This is a genomic window from Xanthomonas prunicola, assembly GCF_002846205.1.
In the GTDB taxonomy this organism is placed as follows: domain Bacteria; phylum Pseudomonadota; class Gammaproteobacteria; order Xanthomonadales; family Xanthomonadaceae; genus Xanthomonas; species Xanthomonas prunicola.
Map to the genome: position 1 here is coordinate 301,537 of NZ_PHKV01000004.1, position 15,522 is coordinate 317,058.

The 15,522-nt window shown below is 64.1% G+C and carries 14 protein-coding genes and 1 tRNA gene; 10 read left to right on the forward strand and 5 right to left on the reverse strand.

Annotation, left to right across the window (positions count from 1 at the left end; genetic code table 11):
* Positions 1-89 precede the first annotated feature (89 nt).
* The 10 genes from XpruCFBP8353_RS14750 (at position 90) to XpruCFBP8353_RS14795 (ending at position 10,975) form a co-directional block, all read left to right on the forward strand.
* The gene (locus XpruCFBP8353_RS14750) at positions 90-1,190 is read left to right on the forward strand and encodes an acetylornithine deacetylase (RefSeq protein ID WP_101363886.1); all 1,101 of its coding nucleotides are present in this window, start codon (positions 90-92) and stop codon (positions 1,188-1,190) included.
* A gap of 49 nt (positions 1,191-1,239) precedes the next feature.
* Positions 1,240-2,583, forward strand: a complete 1,344-nt coding sequence (locus XpruCFBP8353_RS14755) for an acetylglutamate kinase (protein ID WP_101363887.1) — start codon at positions 1,240-1,242, stop codon at positions 2,581-2,583.
* A gap of 5 nt (positions 2,584-2,588) precedes the next feature.
* Positions 2,589-3,200 (forward strand): GNAT family N-acetyltransferase, encoded by a 612-nt coding sequence (locus XpruCFBP8353_RS14760; protein WP_101364016.1) that lies wholly within the window; start codon positions 2,589-2,591, stop codon positions 3,198-3,200.
* The gene (argC, locus tag XpruCFBP8353_RS14765; RefSeq protein ID WP_101363888.1) at positions 3,197-4,147 is read left to right on the forward strand and encodes an N-acetyl-gamma-glutamyl-phosphate reductase; all 951 of its coding nucleotides are present in this window, start codon (positions 3,197-3,199) and stop codon (positions 4,145-4,147) included. Before XpruCFBP8353_RS14760 ends, argC begins: the two co-directional genes overlap by 4 nt.
* Positions 4,148-4,220: 73 nt before the next feature.
* Positions 4,221-5,516 (forward strand): argininosuccinate lyase, encoded by a 1,296-nt coding sequence (locus XpruCFBP8353_RS14770; protein WP_101363889.1) that lies wholly within the window; start codon positions 4,221-4,223, stop codon positions 5,514-5,516.
* Complete coding sequence (locus tag XpruCFBP8353_RS14775) at positions 5,516-5,878, forward strand: cupin domain-containing protein (RefSeq protein WP_104612096.1); 363 nt, start codon at positions 5,516-5,518, stop codon at positions 5,876-5,878. The genes XpruCFBP8353_RS14770 and XpruCFBP8353_RS14775 overlap by 1 nt, the downstream gene beginning before the upstream one ends.
* The gene (locus XpruCFBP8353_RS14780) at positions 5,878-6,138 is read left to right on the forward strand and encodes a YciI family protein (protein WP_101363890.1); all 261 of its coding nucleotides are present in this window, start codon (positions 5,878-5,880) and stop codon (positions 6,136-6,138) included. The genes XpruCFBP8353_RS14775 and XpruCFBP8353_RS14780 overlap by 1 nt, the downstream gene beginning before the upstream one ends.
* A 13-nt stretch (positions 6,139-6,151) precedes the next feature.
* On the forward strand, positions 6,152-7,306 hold the full coding sequence (proB, locus tag XpruCFBP8353_RS14785; RefSeq protein ID WP_101363891.1) for a glutamate 5-kinase: 1,155 nt from the start codon (positions 6,152-6,154) through the stop codon (positions 7,304-7,306).
* 154 nt (positions 7,307-7,460) lie between these two features.
* Positions 7,461-8,705, forward strand: coding sequence for a glutamate-5-semialdehyde dehydrogenase (locus XpruCFBP8353_RS14790; RefSeq protein WP_101363892.1), 1,245 nt, complete (start codon positions 7,461-7,463; stop codon positions 8,703-8,705).
* A 356-nt stretch (positions 8,706-9,061) separates the two neighbouring features.
* Positions 9,062-10,975, forward strand: coding sequence for a CocE/NonD family hydrolase (locus XpruCFBP8353_RS14795; RefSeq protein WP_101363893.1), 1,914 nt, complete (start codon positions 9,062-9,064; stop codon positions 10,973-10,975).
* Here the strand turns inward: XpruCFBP8353_RS14795 and XpruCFBP8353_RS14800 are convergent.
* The 5 genes from XpruCFBP8353_RS14800 to XpruCFBP8353_RS14820 form a co-directional block, all read right to left on the reverse strand.
* Positions 10,956-12,182: a CynX/NimT family MFS transporter gene (locus XpruCFBP8353_RS14800; RefSeq protein ID WP_162301077.1), complete on the reverse strand. Its 1,227-nt coding sequence runs from the start codon at positions 12,180-12,182 to the stop codon at positions 10,956-10,958. The genes XpruCFBP8353_RS14795 and XpruCFBP8353_RS14800 overlap by 20 nt on opposite strands.
* Before the next feature lie 123 nt (positions 12,183-12,305).
* A tRNA-Pro gene (locus tag XpruCFBP8353_RS14805) sits at positions 12,306-12,382 on the reverse strand.
* Between the two features lie 59 nt (positions 12,383-12,441).
* Positions 12,442-12,552, reverse strand: coding sequence for a cytochrome bd-I oxidase subunit CydX (cydX, locus tag XpruCFBP8353_RS14810; protein ID WP_008573380.1), 111 nt, complete (start codon positions 12,550-12,552; stop codon positions 12,442-12,444).
* Between the two features lie 85 nt (positions 12,553-12,637).
* A complete protein-coding gene (gene cydB / locus XpruCFBP8353_RS14815) occupies positions 12,638-13,789 on the reverse strand; it encodes a cytochrome d ubiquinol oxidase subunit II (RefSeq protein WP_101363895.1) in 1,152 nt (383 codons plus the stop codon).
* A gap of 15 nt (positions 13,790-13,804) precedes the next feature.
* The gene (locus XpruCFBP8353_RS14820) at positions 13,805-15,424 is read right to left on the reverse strand and encodes a cytochrome ubiquinol oxidase subunit I (protein WP_101364018.1); all 1,620 of its coding nucleotides are present in this window, start codon (positions 15,422-15,424) and stop codon (positions 13,805-13,807) included.
* Positions 15,425-15,522 lie beyond the last annotated feature (98 nt).

Here is a 15,522-nt window from a genome sequence, read left to right on the forward strand (position 1 = left end):
TCAGCTGGCGTTAGAACGACAAAACCACACGCTGCCTGACGCAATCAAAAAATCCACCCACACGCTGCCGACGCAATAAGACGCGATCAATGACCACACTGCTCGACAATACACTGACGCATCTACAGGCACTGGTCTCCTTCGACACCCGCAATCCGCCGCGGGCGATCGCCGCCGAAGGCGGCATCTTCGACTACCTGCGCGCACAGTTGCCCGGTTTCCAGGTCGAGGTAATCGACCACGGCGCCGGTGCAGTGAGCCTGTATGCCGTGCGCGGAACTCCCAGGTATCTGTTCAACGTGCATCTGGACACCGTGCCGGATTCGCCGCACTGGAGTGCCGACCCACACGTGATGCGGCGCACCGAGGACCGCGTGATTGGCTTGGGCGTCTGTGACATCAAGGGCGCGGCGGCGGCGCTGGTGGCAGCGGCCAATGCCGGCGATGGCGATGCCGCGTTCCTGTTTTCCTCCGACGAAGAGGCCAACGACCCGCGTTGCATCGCTGCGTTTCTGGCGCGTGGGTTGCCCTACGAGGCGGTGCTGGTCGCCGAGCCGACCATGAGCGAAGCGGTGCTGGCGCATCGCGGCATCAGTTCGGTGCTGATGCGCTTTGCCGGCCGTGCCGGGCACGCGTCGGGCAAGCAGGATCCTTCCGCAAGTGCCTTGCACCAGGCGATGCGCTGGGGTGGCAAGGCGCTGGATCATGTCGCGTCGCTGGCGCATGCACGCTTCGGCGGCTTGACCGGCTTGCGCTTCAACATCGGCCGCGTCGACGGTGGCATCAAGGCCAACATGATCGCGCCGGCGGCGGAGCTACGTTTTGGCTTTCGTCCGCTGCCGTCGATGGATGTGGATGGCTTGCTGGCCACCTTCGCCGGCTTTGCCGATCCTGCGGCAGCGCATTTCGAAGAAACCTTTCGCGGGCCGAGCCTGCCGTCCGGCGACATCGCGCGCGCGGAAGAACGTCGCCTGTCTGCACGCGATGTCGCCGATGCGTTGGACCTGCCGATCGGCAACGCGGTGGATTTCTGGACCGAAGCCTCGCTGTTTTCGGCCGGCGGCTACACCGCGCTGGTCTATGGCCCGGGCGATATCGCCCAGGCCCACACCGCCGATGAATTCGTCACGCTGGAACAGCTGCAGCGATATGCCGACTCGGTCCACCGCATCATCAACGGCGCGCACTGACGCCGATTCCTGCGCCTGGCGCATCCTTCATCCTCCTTCGATCACGGCAATGTCCCTCCCAGCACAGCCCCACAAACAGACCCGTCAAACCATCGTGCGCCTGCTCTCGAGCATGGCCAGCGCAAAGGAAATCAGCCAGTACCTCAAGCGTTTTTCGCAGGTGGATGCCAAGCGCTTTGCGGTGGTCAAGGTGGGCGGCGCGGTGCTGCGCGACGACCTGGACGCGCTGACCTCGTCGCTGTCGTTTCTGCAGGAAGTGGGCCTGACCCCGATCGTGCTGCATGGCGCCGGCCCGCAGCTGGATGCAGAGCTGTCCGCAGCCGGCATCGAAAAACAGACCGTCAACGGCCTGCGGGTGACTTCGCCGGAAGCATTGGCGATCGTGCGCAAGGTGTTCCAGGCCTCCAATCTCAAGCTGGTCGAAGCGCTGCAGCAGAACGGTGCGCGTGCGACATCGATCACTGGCGGCGTGTTCGAGGCCGAGTATCTAGGGCGCGACACCTACGGCCTGGTCGGTGAGGTCAAGGCGGTGAATCTGGCGCCGATCGAAGCCAGCCTGCAGGCCGGCTCGATCCCGGTGATCACCAGCCTGGGCGAAACGCCGAGTGGGCAGATCCTCAACATCAATGCGGATTTCGCCGCCAACGAATTGGTGCAGGAGCTGCAGCCGTACAAGATCATCTTCCTCACCGGGACCGGCGGCTTGCTGGATGCCGACGGCAAGCTGATCGATTCGATCAACCTGTCCACCGAATACGATCATCTGATGCAGCAGCCGTGGATCAATGGCGGCATGCGGGTCAAGATCGAACAGATCAAGGACCTGCTCGACAGGCTGCCGCTGGAATCGTCGGTGTCGATCACCCGGCCTGCAGACCTGGCCAAGGAACTGTTCACCCACAAGGGCTCGGGCACGCTGGTGCGGCGGGGCGAGCGGGTGCTGCGCGCGACCTCCTGGGACGCGCTGGATCTGCCTCGTCTGACGTCGCTGATCGAATCCAGCTTCGGCCGCACGCTGGTGCCGGATTACTTCGCCAACACCAAACTGCTGCGCGCGTATGTCAGCGAGAACTATCGCGCAGCAGTGATCCTCACCGACGAAGGCCAGTTCGGGGCAGGTAGGCTGACCTATCTGGACAAGTTCGCCGTGCTCGACGATGCGCAGGGCGAAGGTCTGGGTCGTGCGGTGTGGAATGTGATGCGCGAAGAAACCCCGCAATTGTTCTGGCGCTCGCGTCACAACAATCAGGTCAACATCTTCTACTACGCCGAATCCGACGGCTGTATCAAGCAGGAGAAGTGGAAGGTGTTCTGGTACGGGCTGGAGAATTTCGAACAGATCCAGCATTGCGTGGCGCATTGCGCGACGCGCCAGCCGACGCTGCTGGGCTGAGTACGATGGCGCCCATCGCATTGCCATCGCTTTGGCGCGAGCTGCCCACGCTACGCGGGCAACACGCAACATTGGAACCATTGCAGGCTGCGCATGCCGATGGTCTGCGTGCTGCGCTGGGCGATGGGGCCTTGTCGCGGCTGTGGTACACCGGCGTGCCGGCACCGGCGCAGGTGGACGACTACATGGGCGCAGCCTTGGCTGCGCAAGCCGACGGACGGGTGCTGCCTTACGTGGTACGCGATACGGCCGGTGAGATCGTCGGCTGCACACGCTACTACGGGCTGGATGCGACAGTGCCCAAGCTGTCGATCGGCTATACCTGGTACGCACCGCGCGTGCAGCGCAGCGGCGTCAATACCGACACCAAGCGGATGCTGCTGCAGCACGCTTTCGAAACGCTGGGCTGCCTGAGCGTGGTGTTCGAGACCAGCTGGTTCAACCACACCTCGCGCGCGGCGATCGCGCGGCTGGGCGCAAAACAGGACGGCGTGCTGCGCAACCATACCCGCCATCTCGACGGTACGCCGCGCGATACCGTGGTGTTCTCCATCATCGATACGGAATGGGCCGGGGTGAAACGCCACCTGCAGTTCCGCCTGGAAGCAAACGCATGAGTGCTCAAGCAACAACCATCGGCATCGTTGGCGCCCGCGGGCATACCGGCTCGGAATTGATCACATTGGTGGCGGCGCATCCGCACCTGCAATTGGTCTTCGTCTCGTCGCGCGAGCTGGCCGGGCAGGCCGTGGCCGACCACAACGAGGGCTATCGCGGCGATCTGCGGTTCGAAAGCCTGGACGCCGACGCGGTGGCCGCCAAGGCCGCCGACGTGGTGATCCTGGCATTGCCCAACGGCAAGGCCGAGCCCTTCGTCGCGGCGATCGATTCGACCAGGCCGCAGACGCTGCTGATCGATCTGTCGGCCGATTACCGCTTCGACCCGGCCTGGTATTACGGGCTGCCCGAGCTCACCCGTGGCAGGTATGCGGGGCAGCGCCGCATCAGCAACCCAGGCTGCTATGCCACCGCGATGCAGTTGGCAATCACCCCCTTGCTGGATCAGCTGGCCGGCCCGCCGCAATGCTTTGGCGTGTCCGGCTATTCCGGCGCGGGGACGACGCCGTCGGACAAGAACAATCCCGAGCTGCTCGCCGATAACCTGATGCCGTATGCGCTGACCAACCACATGCACGAGCGCGAAGTATCGGCGCAGCTTGGCGTGCCGGTGGAGTTCATGCCGCATGTCGCGCCGCATTTCCGTGGCATCACCATGACCGTCAACCTGTGGCTGCAGCAAGCGCTGACACGCGAGCAGGTCCAGGCGCGCTATGCGCAGCGCTATGCGGGCGAGCCGCTGGTCGAGCTTGTCGACGAGGCGCCGTGGGTGAGCCGCATTGCCGGCAAGCATGGCGTTCAGATTGGCGGCGTCACCCTGGCGCCGGGCAACAAGCGCGTGGTGGTGGTGGCAACGCTGGACAACCTGCTCAAGGGCGCGGCGACCCAGGCCATGCAGAACCTCAACCTGGCATTGGGCTGGGACGAATTGACCGCGATTGGTTGATGCGACTCCCTCGCAAGAGCCCACACATCCATGTGCGGGGATTTACTGACGATTTACTTCGAGACGCTTTCTGATGACCAATCTGTTGTGGCAAAAACCCGGTGTTGCGGTGGACGCCAAGATCCAGACCTTCCTGGCCGGCGACGATGTGATCCTGGATCGCGAGTTCTTCCTGCACGACATCGCGGCCAGCAAGGCGCATGCGCAGGGGCTGCAGCACATCGGCATCCTGTCGTTGCAGGAACTGGGCGGCCTGAGCGAACAACTCGATCTGCTGGCGGACGATTTCCGTAGCGGCGCGTTCGTGCTCGATGCCCAGTACGAAGATTGCCATTCGGCGATCGAGGCACGCCTGACCGAACGCCTGGGCGACGCCGGCCGCAAGATCCACACCGGACGCAGTCGCAACGATCAGATCCTGGTCGCAACGCGGCTATGGTTGAAGGACAAACTGCAGCGCGTGGCCGAGCTCAGCGGCGAGATCGCCAAGGTTGCGCTGGATCGCGCGCAGGCCGAAGCCGCCTTGCCGGTGCCGGGTTACACGCATATCCAGCGTGCGGTGGTGTCCTCGGCCGGCATGTGGTGGGCGGGCTGGGCGGAGGCGTTTATCGACAATGCCGTGCGGGCGACCGACACCTTGCACCTGGTGGACAGCAACCCGCTCGGCACCGCTGCCGGGTACGGCGTCAATCTGCCGCTGGACCGCGCGCATACCACCGCCGAACTCGGCTTTGCACGTCTGCAGGTCTCGCCGATCTACGCGCAGCTGTCGCGCGGCAAGTACGAGCTGGCCGCGCTCGAAGCACTGGGCAGCGCTACCCTGGACTTGCGGCGCATCGCCTGGGATCTGTCGCTGTTCACCAGCGGCGAGTTCGCCTTTGTCGCGTTGCCGGCGCAGTACACCACCGGCAGCTCCATCATGCCGAACAAGCGCAACCCCGACGTGATCGAACTGATGCGCGCCACCCATGCCAGCGTGGCGGCCGCGCGGACCGAGATCGAACAACTGCTGTCGCTGCCATCCGGTTACCACCGCGATCTGCAGAGCAGCAAGGGCGCCATCGTGCACGGTTTCGGCCGTGGCCTGGCCGCGCTGGAATTGTTGCCGGCGCTGCTCGCCAATCTGGAATGGCGCCCGGACAAGCTGCATGCGGCGATCGACTCGGGCATGTACGCCACCGACGTGGCAGTCGAAGCGGCCGTGGCAGGCGTCCCGTTCCGCGATGCCTACAAGGCTGCAGCGCAAGCATCGGAAACCGCGGGGCAGGGGCGCACGCCGGAAGGCAGCCTGGCCGCACGCGTCTCGCCCGGTGCCGCAGCCGATCTGCAACTGGATGTGTTGCGCGCGCGTTGGCAGGCGCTGTGCTGATGGCCATGATCAGCACCGATACCGCCGAGCATTACCCCTGGGGCGAAGCCAGCGACGGCTGGCACCTGTTGCGCGACCCCAACCTGAGCGTGCTCGAAGAGCACATGCCGCCCGGCGCTGCAGAGTTGCGTCATCGGCATAGTCGCGCGCGGCATTTTTTCTATGTGCTGGCCGGTGAAGTGATGCTGCAGCTGGATGGTGCACAGCATGTTCTGCGCGTGGGGCAGGGCCTGCACGTGCCGCCAGGCTCTACCCATCAGATGCACAATCTATCGGACGTGGAAGCGCGCTTTCTGGTGATTTCCGCACCGCATGGCCGCGAACGTACGCAAGCGGCCGCACACACGAAGGATGCAGGTTGATGAAAACGCGCTACCTGGTGTTGGCGATCCGCAATGCCGTGTTTCCCGCCGACGTGGTGGAGCCGCATCTGGCGTTTCTGGAGGAGCTGCGTGCCGCCGGGCAGCTGGAGTTGACCGGTGGCTTCAGCGATCGCTCCGGTGGGGCATATGTGCTGGTCAACGTCGACAGCCTGGAGGAGGCCAGGCGGATCGTCGCGCGCGACCCGCTGGCACTGCGCGATGCCTCCACGCTGACCGTCTACGAATGGAACACGTTCTGAGCACCTTGTCCCCATGAGCACGCTCGTCGGCACGTCGTCGTCCTTTACCGAGCAGCCGTTGCCGCCGTGGCGGCGCGCCGTGCTCAAGGTCGGCAGCAGCCTGCTTGCCGCTGATGGCGGTGGCCTGTCGCCACGTTTTGCGTTGGGGTTGGCGCAGTTTGTTTCTGCCAACCTGGCGGCGGGGCGTGAGCTGGTGATCGTGTCGTCGGGCGCAGTGGCGGCGGGCCGCGCCATCCTGCCGAAAGCGGTCGATGTCGGCGCACCGATCGCGGCACGCCAAGCATTGGCCGCGTTGGGTCAGGCGCAGTTGATCGCGCTGTGGCAGCGCTTTTTCGAGCGCCCGGTGGCACAAGTGCTGCTCACCCATGACGACCTGCGCAACCGTCGCCGCTATCTCAATGCGCGCGCAACATTGGGCGAATTGTTGCGGTTGGGTGCGTTGCCGGTGATCAACGAAAACGACACCGTCTCGGTGGACGAGTTGAAGCTGGGCGATAACGACAATCTGGCCGCAATCGTGGCCGCCCTGGTCGATGCCGATGCCTTGTTCATCGCCACCGATATCGACGGCTTGTACAGCGCCGACCCACGCAGCAACCCGTTGGCGCGGCCGCTCGACGATGTCCCCGAGCTCACGCCGCAGGTACTGGCAATGGCCGGCGGCAGCGGCAGCAGCGTCGGCACCGGCGGCATGCGCACCAAGCTGGAAGCCGCTGCAAAGGCCGGCGCGGCCGGTATCGAAACCTATCTGTTCAACGGCCGCAGCGGCGAAGTGGTACGTGGGCTGGCGCAGGATCGCCTGCGCGGTACGCGCATCCACGCCGCACGCACGCGCATCGCTGCACGCAAGTACTGGCTGCGCCACGCACCGGTGGAAGCGGGTGCCATCCTGGTCGATGCCGGCGCTGCAGCGGCGCTAAGCGACAAGGGTGCGTCGCTGTTGCCGGGAGGTGTGGCTGGCGCCGAAGGCGACTTCCGTCGCGGCGACATGGTGGAGATCCGTCTGCGCAATGACGAGGGCGAACGTTGTCTGGCGCGCGGCGTCAGCCAGTATTCGGCGCTGGATATCCGCCGGATCGCGCGCCGCCACTCGCGCGAAATCGAGAACGTGCTCGGTTACAGCTATGGCGAGAACGTGGTGCATCGTGACGATTTGGTGCTGTTGTAGCGGAGATTCGAGATTGGGGATGGGCAACAGCATGTGGACGTCCTTTCTCAAACGCTGTCTCTTCGTGCCAACGACTGATCCCTGGTGATGATAAAACGGTACTGCTCGCTTTTACCGATCCCCAATCCCGACTCCCCAATCCCGGCCTCCAAAAATGACCATCAAAACGCTCGCTCTGCAATGCCGTGATGCCGCCCAGGTGGTGTCGCAACTGTCTGCGCAGGACAAGCGCGCCTTGCTGGAGGCGATGGCCGCAGCGCTGCAAGCCGATGCCGCGGCAATCCTTGCCGCGAACGCGCGCGACCTGGAGGCGGCGCGTGCCAAGGGAACCAGCAGTGCCATGCTCGATCGGCTGGCGCTGGACGACAAGCGCCTGGCTGGCATTGCAGACGCATTGCGCGAGGTGGCCTTGTTGCCCGATCCAGTGGGTCAGATCACCCGCGAAGACGTGCGCCCCAACGGCATTCGCGTGCAGAAAGTGCGCGTGCCGCTGGGTGTGATCGCGATGATTTACGAGGCGCGCCCCAATGTGACTGCCGACGCCGCGGCGCTGTGCATCAAGGCCGGCAATGGCGTGATCCTGCGCGGTGGCTCTGAGGCAATCCATTCCAATACGGCCATCGCACGCACACTACAGCGCGCCTTGCGCGAGGCCAATGTACCGGACGCCGCGCTGACCCTGGTTGAGGATCTGCGCCGCGAGACCATGCTGGAACTGCTGCAGCTCAGCGATATCGTCGATCTGGCAATTCCCCGCGGTGGCGAAGGCTTGATCCGATTTGTTGCCGAGCACGCGCGCGTGCCGGTGATCAAGCATTACAAGGGAGTGTGCCATCTGTTTGTGGATGCGTCGGCCGACGTGGAGCTGGCTGTGCGTCTGTTGGTGGATGGCAAGGCCAGCCGTCCGTCGGCCTGCAATTCGCTCGAGACCTTGCTGGTGCATGCAGACATTGCCGAGCGCTTTCTCCCGCTTGCCGCGCCGGCCTTGCGCGAACGCAAGGTGGAATTGCGTGGCGATGCGGCAACGCGCGCCGTGCTGCCCGACATCGCGCCTGCCAGCGACGATGACTACGCCGCCGAATTTCTCGATCTGATCCTGGCCATCCGCGTGGTGCCGGATCTGGACACCGCGCTGGCGCATATCCGCCAGTACGGCTCGGACCACACCGAGGTGATCGCCACGCAGGATGGCCACAATGCGGAGCGGTTCGTGCAGTCGCTGCGCTCGGCGGTGGTGATGGTCAACGCCTCCTCGCGTTTCTCCGATGGCGGCGAGCTGGGGCTGGGCGCGGAGATCGGCATCTCTACCACGCGCCTGCATTCCTACGGCCCGATGGGCCTGGAAGCGCTGACCGTGGAGCGGTTTGTTGTGCGCGGTGAAGGTCAGGTGCGGCACTGATCGGTAACGGCACAACATGGCGCACATCGGTTCGACACCGTTGCGTCCATCCGCACCTTCGCCGGCATCAAAACAGCAGCCCCGCAACGCTTCGGCCTTCCACGAGCGTTGACGGGCCACAAAAGCGCTAGCCGAGCGATGCGCGGTCGCGTGTTGTCAGGCGCGTGCGGCTAAAACCAGAAACTGCCGCGCCGGCCTCCCGTGGGCCCAAACGCACATCGGGCCCGCGCATGGGGTCGCACGCAACCCCGCAGCCACTGCGCCTGGAACCTTCAGCAACCACGACCTTTGACACTCCCCCGGCAGCCTGCGACCTGCCTACAGTCGACGACTGCCCCTGCACTCCCGGAGTCGTCATGCACCGCCTTGCCACCTGCCTGCTCGCCACCGCCATTGCCGCCGCAACCGGCAGCGTCTGGGCGCAAACCTCGCCAATGACGCCGGACATCACCGGCAAGCCGTTCGTTGCTGCCGATGCCAGCAACGACTACATCAAGCGCGAGGTGATGATCCCGATGCGCGATGGGGTCAAGCTGCACACGGTGATCGTGCTGCCCAAGGGCGCGAAGAACGCGCCGATCGTGCTCACACGCACGCCTTACGATGCCAGTGGTCGCACCGAGCGGTTGGCCTCGCCGCATATGAAAGACTTGCTGTCTGCCGGCGACGACGTCTTCGTGGAAGGCGGCTACATCCGCGTCTTCCAGGACGTGCGCGGCAAGTACGGTTCCGAAGGCGATTACGTGATGACGCGGCCGCTGCGCGGGCCGCTCAATCCCAGCGAAGTCGATCATGCCACCGATGCCTGGGACACCATCGATTGGCTGGTAAAGAACGTCAAGGAATCCAATGGCAAGGTCGGCATGATCGGCTCGTCCTACGAAGGATTCACCGTGGTGATGGCGCTGACCAATCCGCATCCTGCGTTGAAGGTGGCAGTGCCGGAAAGCCCGATGGTCGACGGCTGGATGGGTGACGACTGGTTCAATTACGGCGCGTTCCGCCAGGTCAATTTCGACTACTTCACCGGCCAGCTCAGCAAGCGCGGCAAGGGCAGCGGCATCCCGCGTCAGGGGCAAGACGATTACAGCAATTTCCTGCAGGCCGGCTCGGCCGGCGACTTCGCCAAGGCTGCGGGTCTGGAGCAGTTGCCCTGGTGGCACAAGCTCACCGAACACGCCGCCTACGATGCGTTCTGGCAGGAGCAGGCGCTGGACAAGGTGATGGCGCGCACGCCGCTGAAGGTGCCCACGATGTGGTTGCAAGGCCTGTGGGATCAGGAAGATATGTGGGGCGCGATCCACAGTTACGCGGCGATGGAGCCGCGCGACAAGAGCAATACGCTCAACTACCTGGTGATGGGGCCCTGGCGGCACAGTCAGGTGAACTACGACGGCAGCGCCTTGGGTGCCTTGAGTTTCGAGGGCGATACCGCGCGCCAGTTCCGCCATGACGTGCTGCGCCCGTTCTTCGATCAGTATCTTGTCGATGGCGCGCCGAAGGCGAACACGCCGCCGGTCTTCATCTACAACACCGGCGAGAACCACTGGGACCGCCTGAAGGCGTGGCCGCGCAGTTGCGACAAGGGGTGCGCGTCGACCAGCAAGCCGCTGTATCTGCAGGCCGGCGGCAAGCTGTCGTTCCAGCAGCCGGCGGCCGGGCAGGCGGGGTTTGAAGAATACGTGTCGGACCCGGCCAAGCCGGTGCCGTTCGTGCCGCGTCCGGTGGATTTTGCCGACCGCGCGATGTGGACCACCTGGCTGGTGCACGACCAGCGCTTTGTCGATGGCCGTCCGGATGTGCTGACCTTTGTCACCGAGCCGCTGACCGAGCCATTGCAGATCGCCGGTGCCCCCGAAGTGCATCTGCAAGCCTCCACCAGCGGGAGCGACAGCGATTGGGTAGTGAAGTTGATCGACGTGTATCCGGACGAGATGGCGTCGAACCCGAAGATGGGCGGCTATGAGTTGCCGGTGTCGCTGGCGATCTTCCGCGGCCGCTACCGCGAGAGTTTCAGCACGCCCAAGCCAGTGGCATCCAATCAGCCGCTGGCGTTCCAGTTCGGCCTGCCGACCGCCAACCACACCTTCCAGCCGGGCCACCGGGTGATGGTGCAGGTACAGTCCAGCCTGTTCCCGCTATACGACCGCAACCCGCAGACCTACGTGCCCAATATCTTCTTCGCCAAGCCCGGCGATTATCAAAAAGCCACGCAGCGGGTCTATGTGTCCCCCGAGCAGTCCAGTTACATCAGTCTGCCGGTACGTTGACCGCGCGGGCGCCGCGTGCCGGCGGCGCCCACACGTCTTCCAGCAACTGCGGGCGGCAGACCACCCAGGCAGCGGCCAGCTGCACCAGCAGGCAGATGACGAGGAACACGAAGGGGGAGGTCCAGCCGCCGCTGTGGGCGTGCAGCCAGCCGAACAGGAATGGCCCCAGACAGCTCACCGCATAGCCCACGCCTTGCGAGAAACCGGACAGTGCCGCCGAACCGGCCGCCGTACGGCTGCGCTGGTTCACCAACACCAGTGCCAGCGGAAACGTACTCGGCCCCAGGCCGAGCAGGGTCACCCACAGGATCGGTGCGGCCAGCGGCGCCCACCACAGCCCGGCGAACGCCACCAGATGGCAGGCCGCGCACAAGAGCACGATCGGGAACGGGTTGCGCATGCGCACCGCCAGCGCCGGCATGGTCAGCGCGCCGACCATGCCCAATGCCGCGAACAACGCCACCATGGTGCCGCCGAATGTGGGCGATGCGCCGGCTTCGCGCAGCAGCGTCGGCAGCCAGGTGAACATCGAATAGGTCACCAGCGAGGTCATGCCGAAGGTAATCGCCATGCTCCACCCCAGCGCAGTACGTGCAACACGGCCTTCGGCTTCGGGCGTTGGCGTCACCGGTGCCGGACCGGTGGCGCGGATGCGGCGGTGGTTGGCGTGCACCAGCGCCCAGGCCGCCGATGCCAGCAGGGCCGGCAGCACCCACACCACCATCGAGCTGCGCCACCCCAGTGCATCGGCCACCGGCACTGCCAGCAGCGCCGGCAGTAGCGTGCCTACCTGCAGCACGGTGATGTACAGGGTGCTCACACGGCCCACGCGATCGCCGAAGTAGCGCTTCACCAGCGGTGGCAGCACCACGTTGCCCATGCCCATGCCGGCCAATGCCACCAGCGAGCCGACCAGCAGTCCAGCGGTGCCCGGCAGCAGCGGGCGCAGCACCAACCCAAGCGTGGCCAGCGCCATCGACAGCAGCGCAACGCGCAGCAAGCCGAAACGGCGCAGCAAGGCGGGTGTTGCCACGCCGGTGAGTGCGAACGCTGCGGTCGGCAACATGCCGAGCGCACCCATGGTGGGCGCGCCGAAGGCGTACTCGTGGGCAATGCGTTCCAGCAGCGGCGTCAACGACGTCACTGCGGTGCGCAAGTTGAATGCAGAGAGCAGAATCGCGGCCAGCACCAAGCCGCGGCCACGCAACTGGGCGGACGAAGAAGACGCGGTAGTGACAACAGACATGACGGACCATCCGCGCCGTACACGTGTGTGCACCGACGCCTAAAAACACAAAACCGGCGCTAGGCCGGCTTTGTGTTTTGAAACTGGTCGGGGAGACAGGATTCGAACCTGCGACCTCTACGTCCCGAACGTAGCGCTCTACCAGACTGAGCTACACCCCGAAGGAGCCGCGTATGTTACATAGGGAACGGGGAATCGGCAAGCATCTGATGAAATTATTTTACTGAGGCGGTTCGCCACGCTCGGGCTCGCGTGCTTCGAACCACATGCCGTTGAGCACGGCGGCCAATGCTGCCAGGCCGGTGCCCAGGATCCATGCGAAATACCACATTGATGTGTTCCTCGAATCGTCGAAAAAGTAATGGTGAAGCGATGCGGCAATGCAGGCGCATGCACTGCCGTCGCCGACGCTGCGCTCAGTAGGCGTTGGGATTGGCCGTGACTTCATCGTCGGTGACCTTGCCCTTGAGCACGCGATAGACCCAGCTGGTGTACGCCAGCACGATCGGCAGGAACACGGCGGTGGCCAGCAACATGATCCACAACGTGAGACGGCTGCTGGATGCATCCCATAGCGTCAGGCTCATACGTGGCGCAGTGGAGGAGGGCAGCAGGAACGGGAACAACGCAAAGCCCACGGTGAACACGATGCCGACGATGGCGCTGCCGGAGGCGATGAAGGCCAGCCCGCCGCGCCGCACGCGTAACAACAGCGCGCTCATCGCAAGCCCGACCAAGCCAACCAGCGGTGCCATCAGCGTGGCCGGCATGCTGCTGTAGTTATGCAACCAGCCGCCGGCAGCGGTGAGTGCAGCGGTTTTGCCAAGCGGATTGGTCGGCGCATCGGTCGCCAGCACCGAGGTCACTGCATAACCAGGCAGACCCAGCGCTACCCACGCGCCGCCTGCCGCAAACACTGCCAGCGCATACAGCGCGGCGATGCTGCCGAAACGCGCTGCGCGCGCGGCCACCGGACCTTCGGTCTTGAGCACCAGCATCGCCGCACCATGCGCGATCAACATCGCCACGCTGAGCCCGCCGGCGAGCAACGCGAATGGTGTCAGCAGCCCGAACAGGTTGCCGGTGTAGAACGTGCGCATGCTGTCGTCGAAATGGAACGGTACCCCCAGCAACACATTGCCGACCGCCACGCCCATGATGAGCGCCGGAATGAAACCACCGACGAACAGCGCCCAGTCCCAGTTGCTGCGCCAGCGCGGTCTCACCAGTTTGCCGCGGAATTTGAAACCGACCGGGCGCAGAATCAGCGCGAACAGAATCAGGACCATCGCCAGATAGAACCCGGAGAAACTCACGGCATACAACGGCGGGAACGCGGCAAAGATCGCGCCGCCGCCCAGGATCAACCACACCTGATTGCCTTCCCAGACCGGGCCGACGGTGTTGATCACCAGCCGGCGCTCGGCGTCGTTGTTGGCGACGAATGGCAGCAACGCGCCCACGCCCAAATCGAAGCCGCCCAGTACTGCGTATCCAGATAACAGTCCACCGAGCAGCAGCCACCAGATCACGCGCAAGGTTGTGTAATCGAGCAATACGAAATCCATGATGTCTCTCCTGACTTACGGTGCGCTGCTGGCCACGGCGCCCGGATTCAACGGCGCGTGAATCAACAGGGCGTGCTCTTGTGAAGTGGGCGGTTGGCTGGGCCGCGTCGGAGGAAACAACGCATCTGGGCCCGTGTTGATGGTCTTCAGCGACAACTTGATCGCAATCACCAGGAGCGTCGTGTACAGCGCGGTGAAGCCGACCAACGTCATCACGATCTCGTACAGATCCAGACCCGAAGCGGCGTAGAACGTGGGCAACACGCCTTCCACTGCCCACGGCTGGCGGCCGTATTCGGCCACGAACCAACCGCATTCGATCGCGATCCACGGCAGCGGCAGCGTCCACAAGGCCAACGTCAGGAACCAGCGTTTTTCCTGGAAGTTGTGTTTGCACGCAAACCAGAATGCGACGGCGAAGAACACGATGAGATAGATGCCGATGGCGGCCATGATGCGGAAGGTCCAGAACAGCGGCAGCACGCGCGGCACAGTGTCCATCGCGGCCTGGGCAATCTGCTCCGGCGTGGCATTGCCGATATCGTCGCGGTAGCGCTTCAGCAGCAGGCCGTGGCCCAGATCCTGCCAATGCGCATCGAAGACCTTGCGCGCTTCGGCATCGTTTTTGTCGGCGCGGATGCGTTGCAGTGCGCCGTAGGCGATCTGGCCGCCGCGGATGCGGTGTTCGGCACGGCCGACCAATTCGAGAATCCCCGGAATCGGCTCATCCAGCGAACGCGTGGCGATCAAGCCCATCAGGTACGGAATCTTGATGGCGTAATCGTTGTGATGGGTGGTCTGGTTGGGGATGCCAAATGCGGTGAAGTCGGCCGGTGCGGCTTCGGTTTCCCACATCGCTTCGATGGCCGCCAGTTTCATCTTCTGGTGTTCGCTGGCGGCATAACCGCTCTCGTCGCCCAGCACCACCACCGACAGCGAAGACAACAGACCGAACGCCGCAGCCACTGCAAACGAGCGCCGTGCCATTTCAATCTGCTTGCTGCGCAACAGGTAAAACGCACTGATCGACATCACAAACACTGCGCCGAGCACGTAGCCGGCGCTGACGGTGTGCACGAACTTGGCCTGCGCCACAGGGTTGAACAGCACCGCGACAAAATCCACCACTTCCATGCGCATGGTGTCCGGGTTGAACACGGCGCCGACCGGGTTCTGCATCCAGCCGTTGGCGATCAGGATCCACAGCGCCGAGAAATTGCTGCCCAACGCCACCAGCCAGGTGGTGATCAGGTGCTGCACCTTGCTCAGGCGATTCCAGCCCAGGAAGAACAGGCCCAGGAAGGTAGCTTCCAGAAAGAACGCCATCAGCCCTTCGATCGCCAACGGCGCACCGAAGATATCGCCCACGTAATGACTGTAGTACGCCCAGTTCATGCCGAACTCGAACTCCATCACGATGCCGGTGCCGACACCCATTGCGAAGTTGATGCCGAACAGCACGCCCCAGAACATGGTCATGCGTCGCCAGATCTGCTTGCCAGTCATGACATAGACGCTTTCCATGATGCCCAGCAGGAACGACAAGCCCATGGTGAGCGGTGGAAAAATGAAGTGGTACATCGCGGTGACTGCGAATTGCAGCCGCGACAGTTCGACAACTGTCGAGTCGATCATGGCGGGTGGGCCTGGTTGAGTGTCGGTAAGGAACGTGGCGATCATCTGCCGCTATCGCGCCGGACGCGTTGATCCAAATCAATGCGGCCGTGAACAGG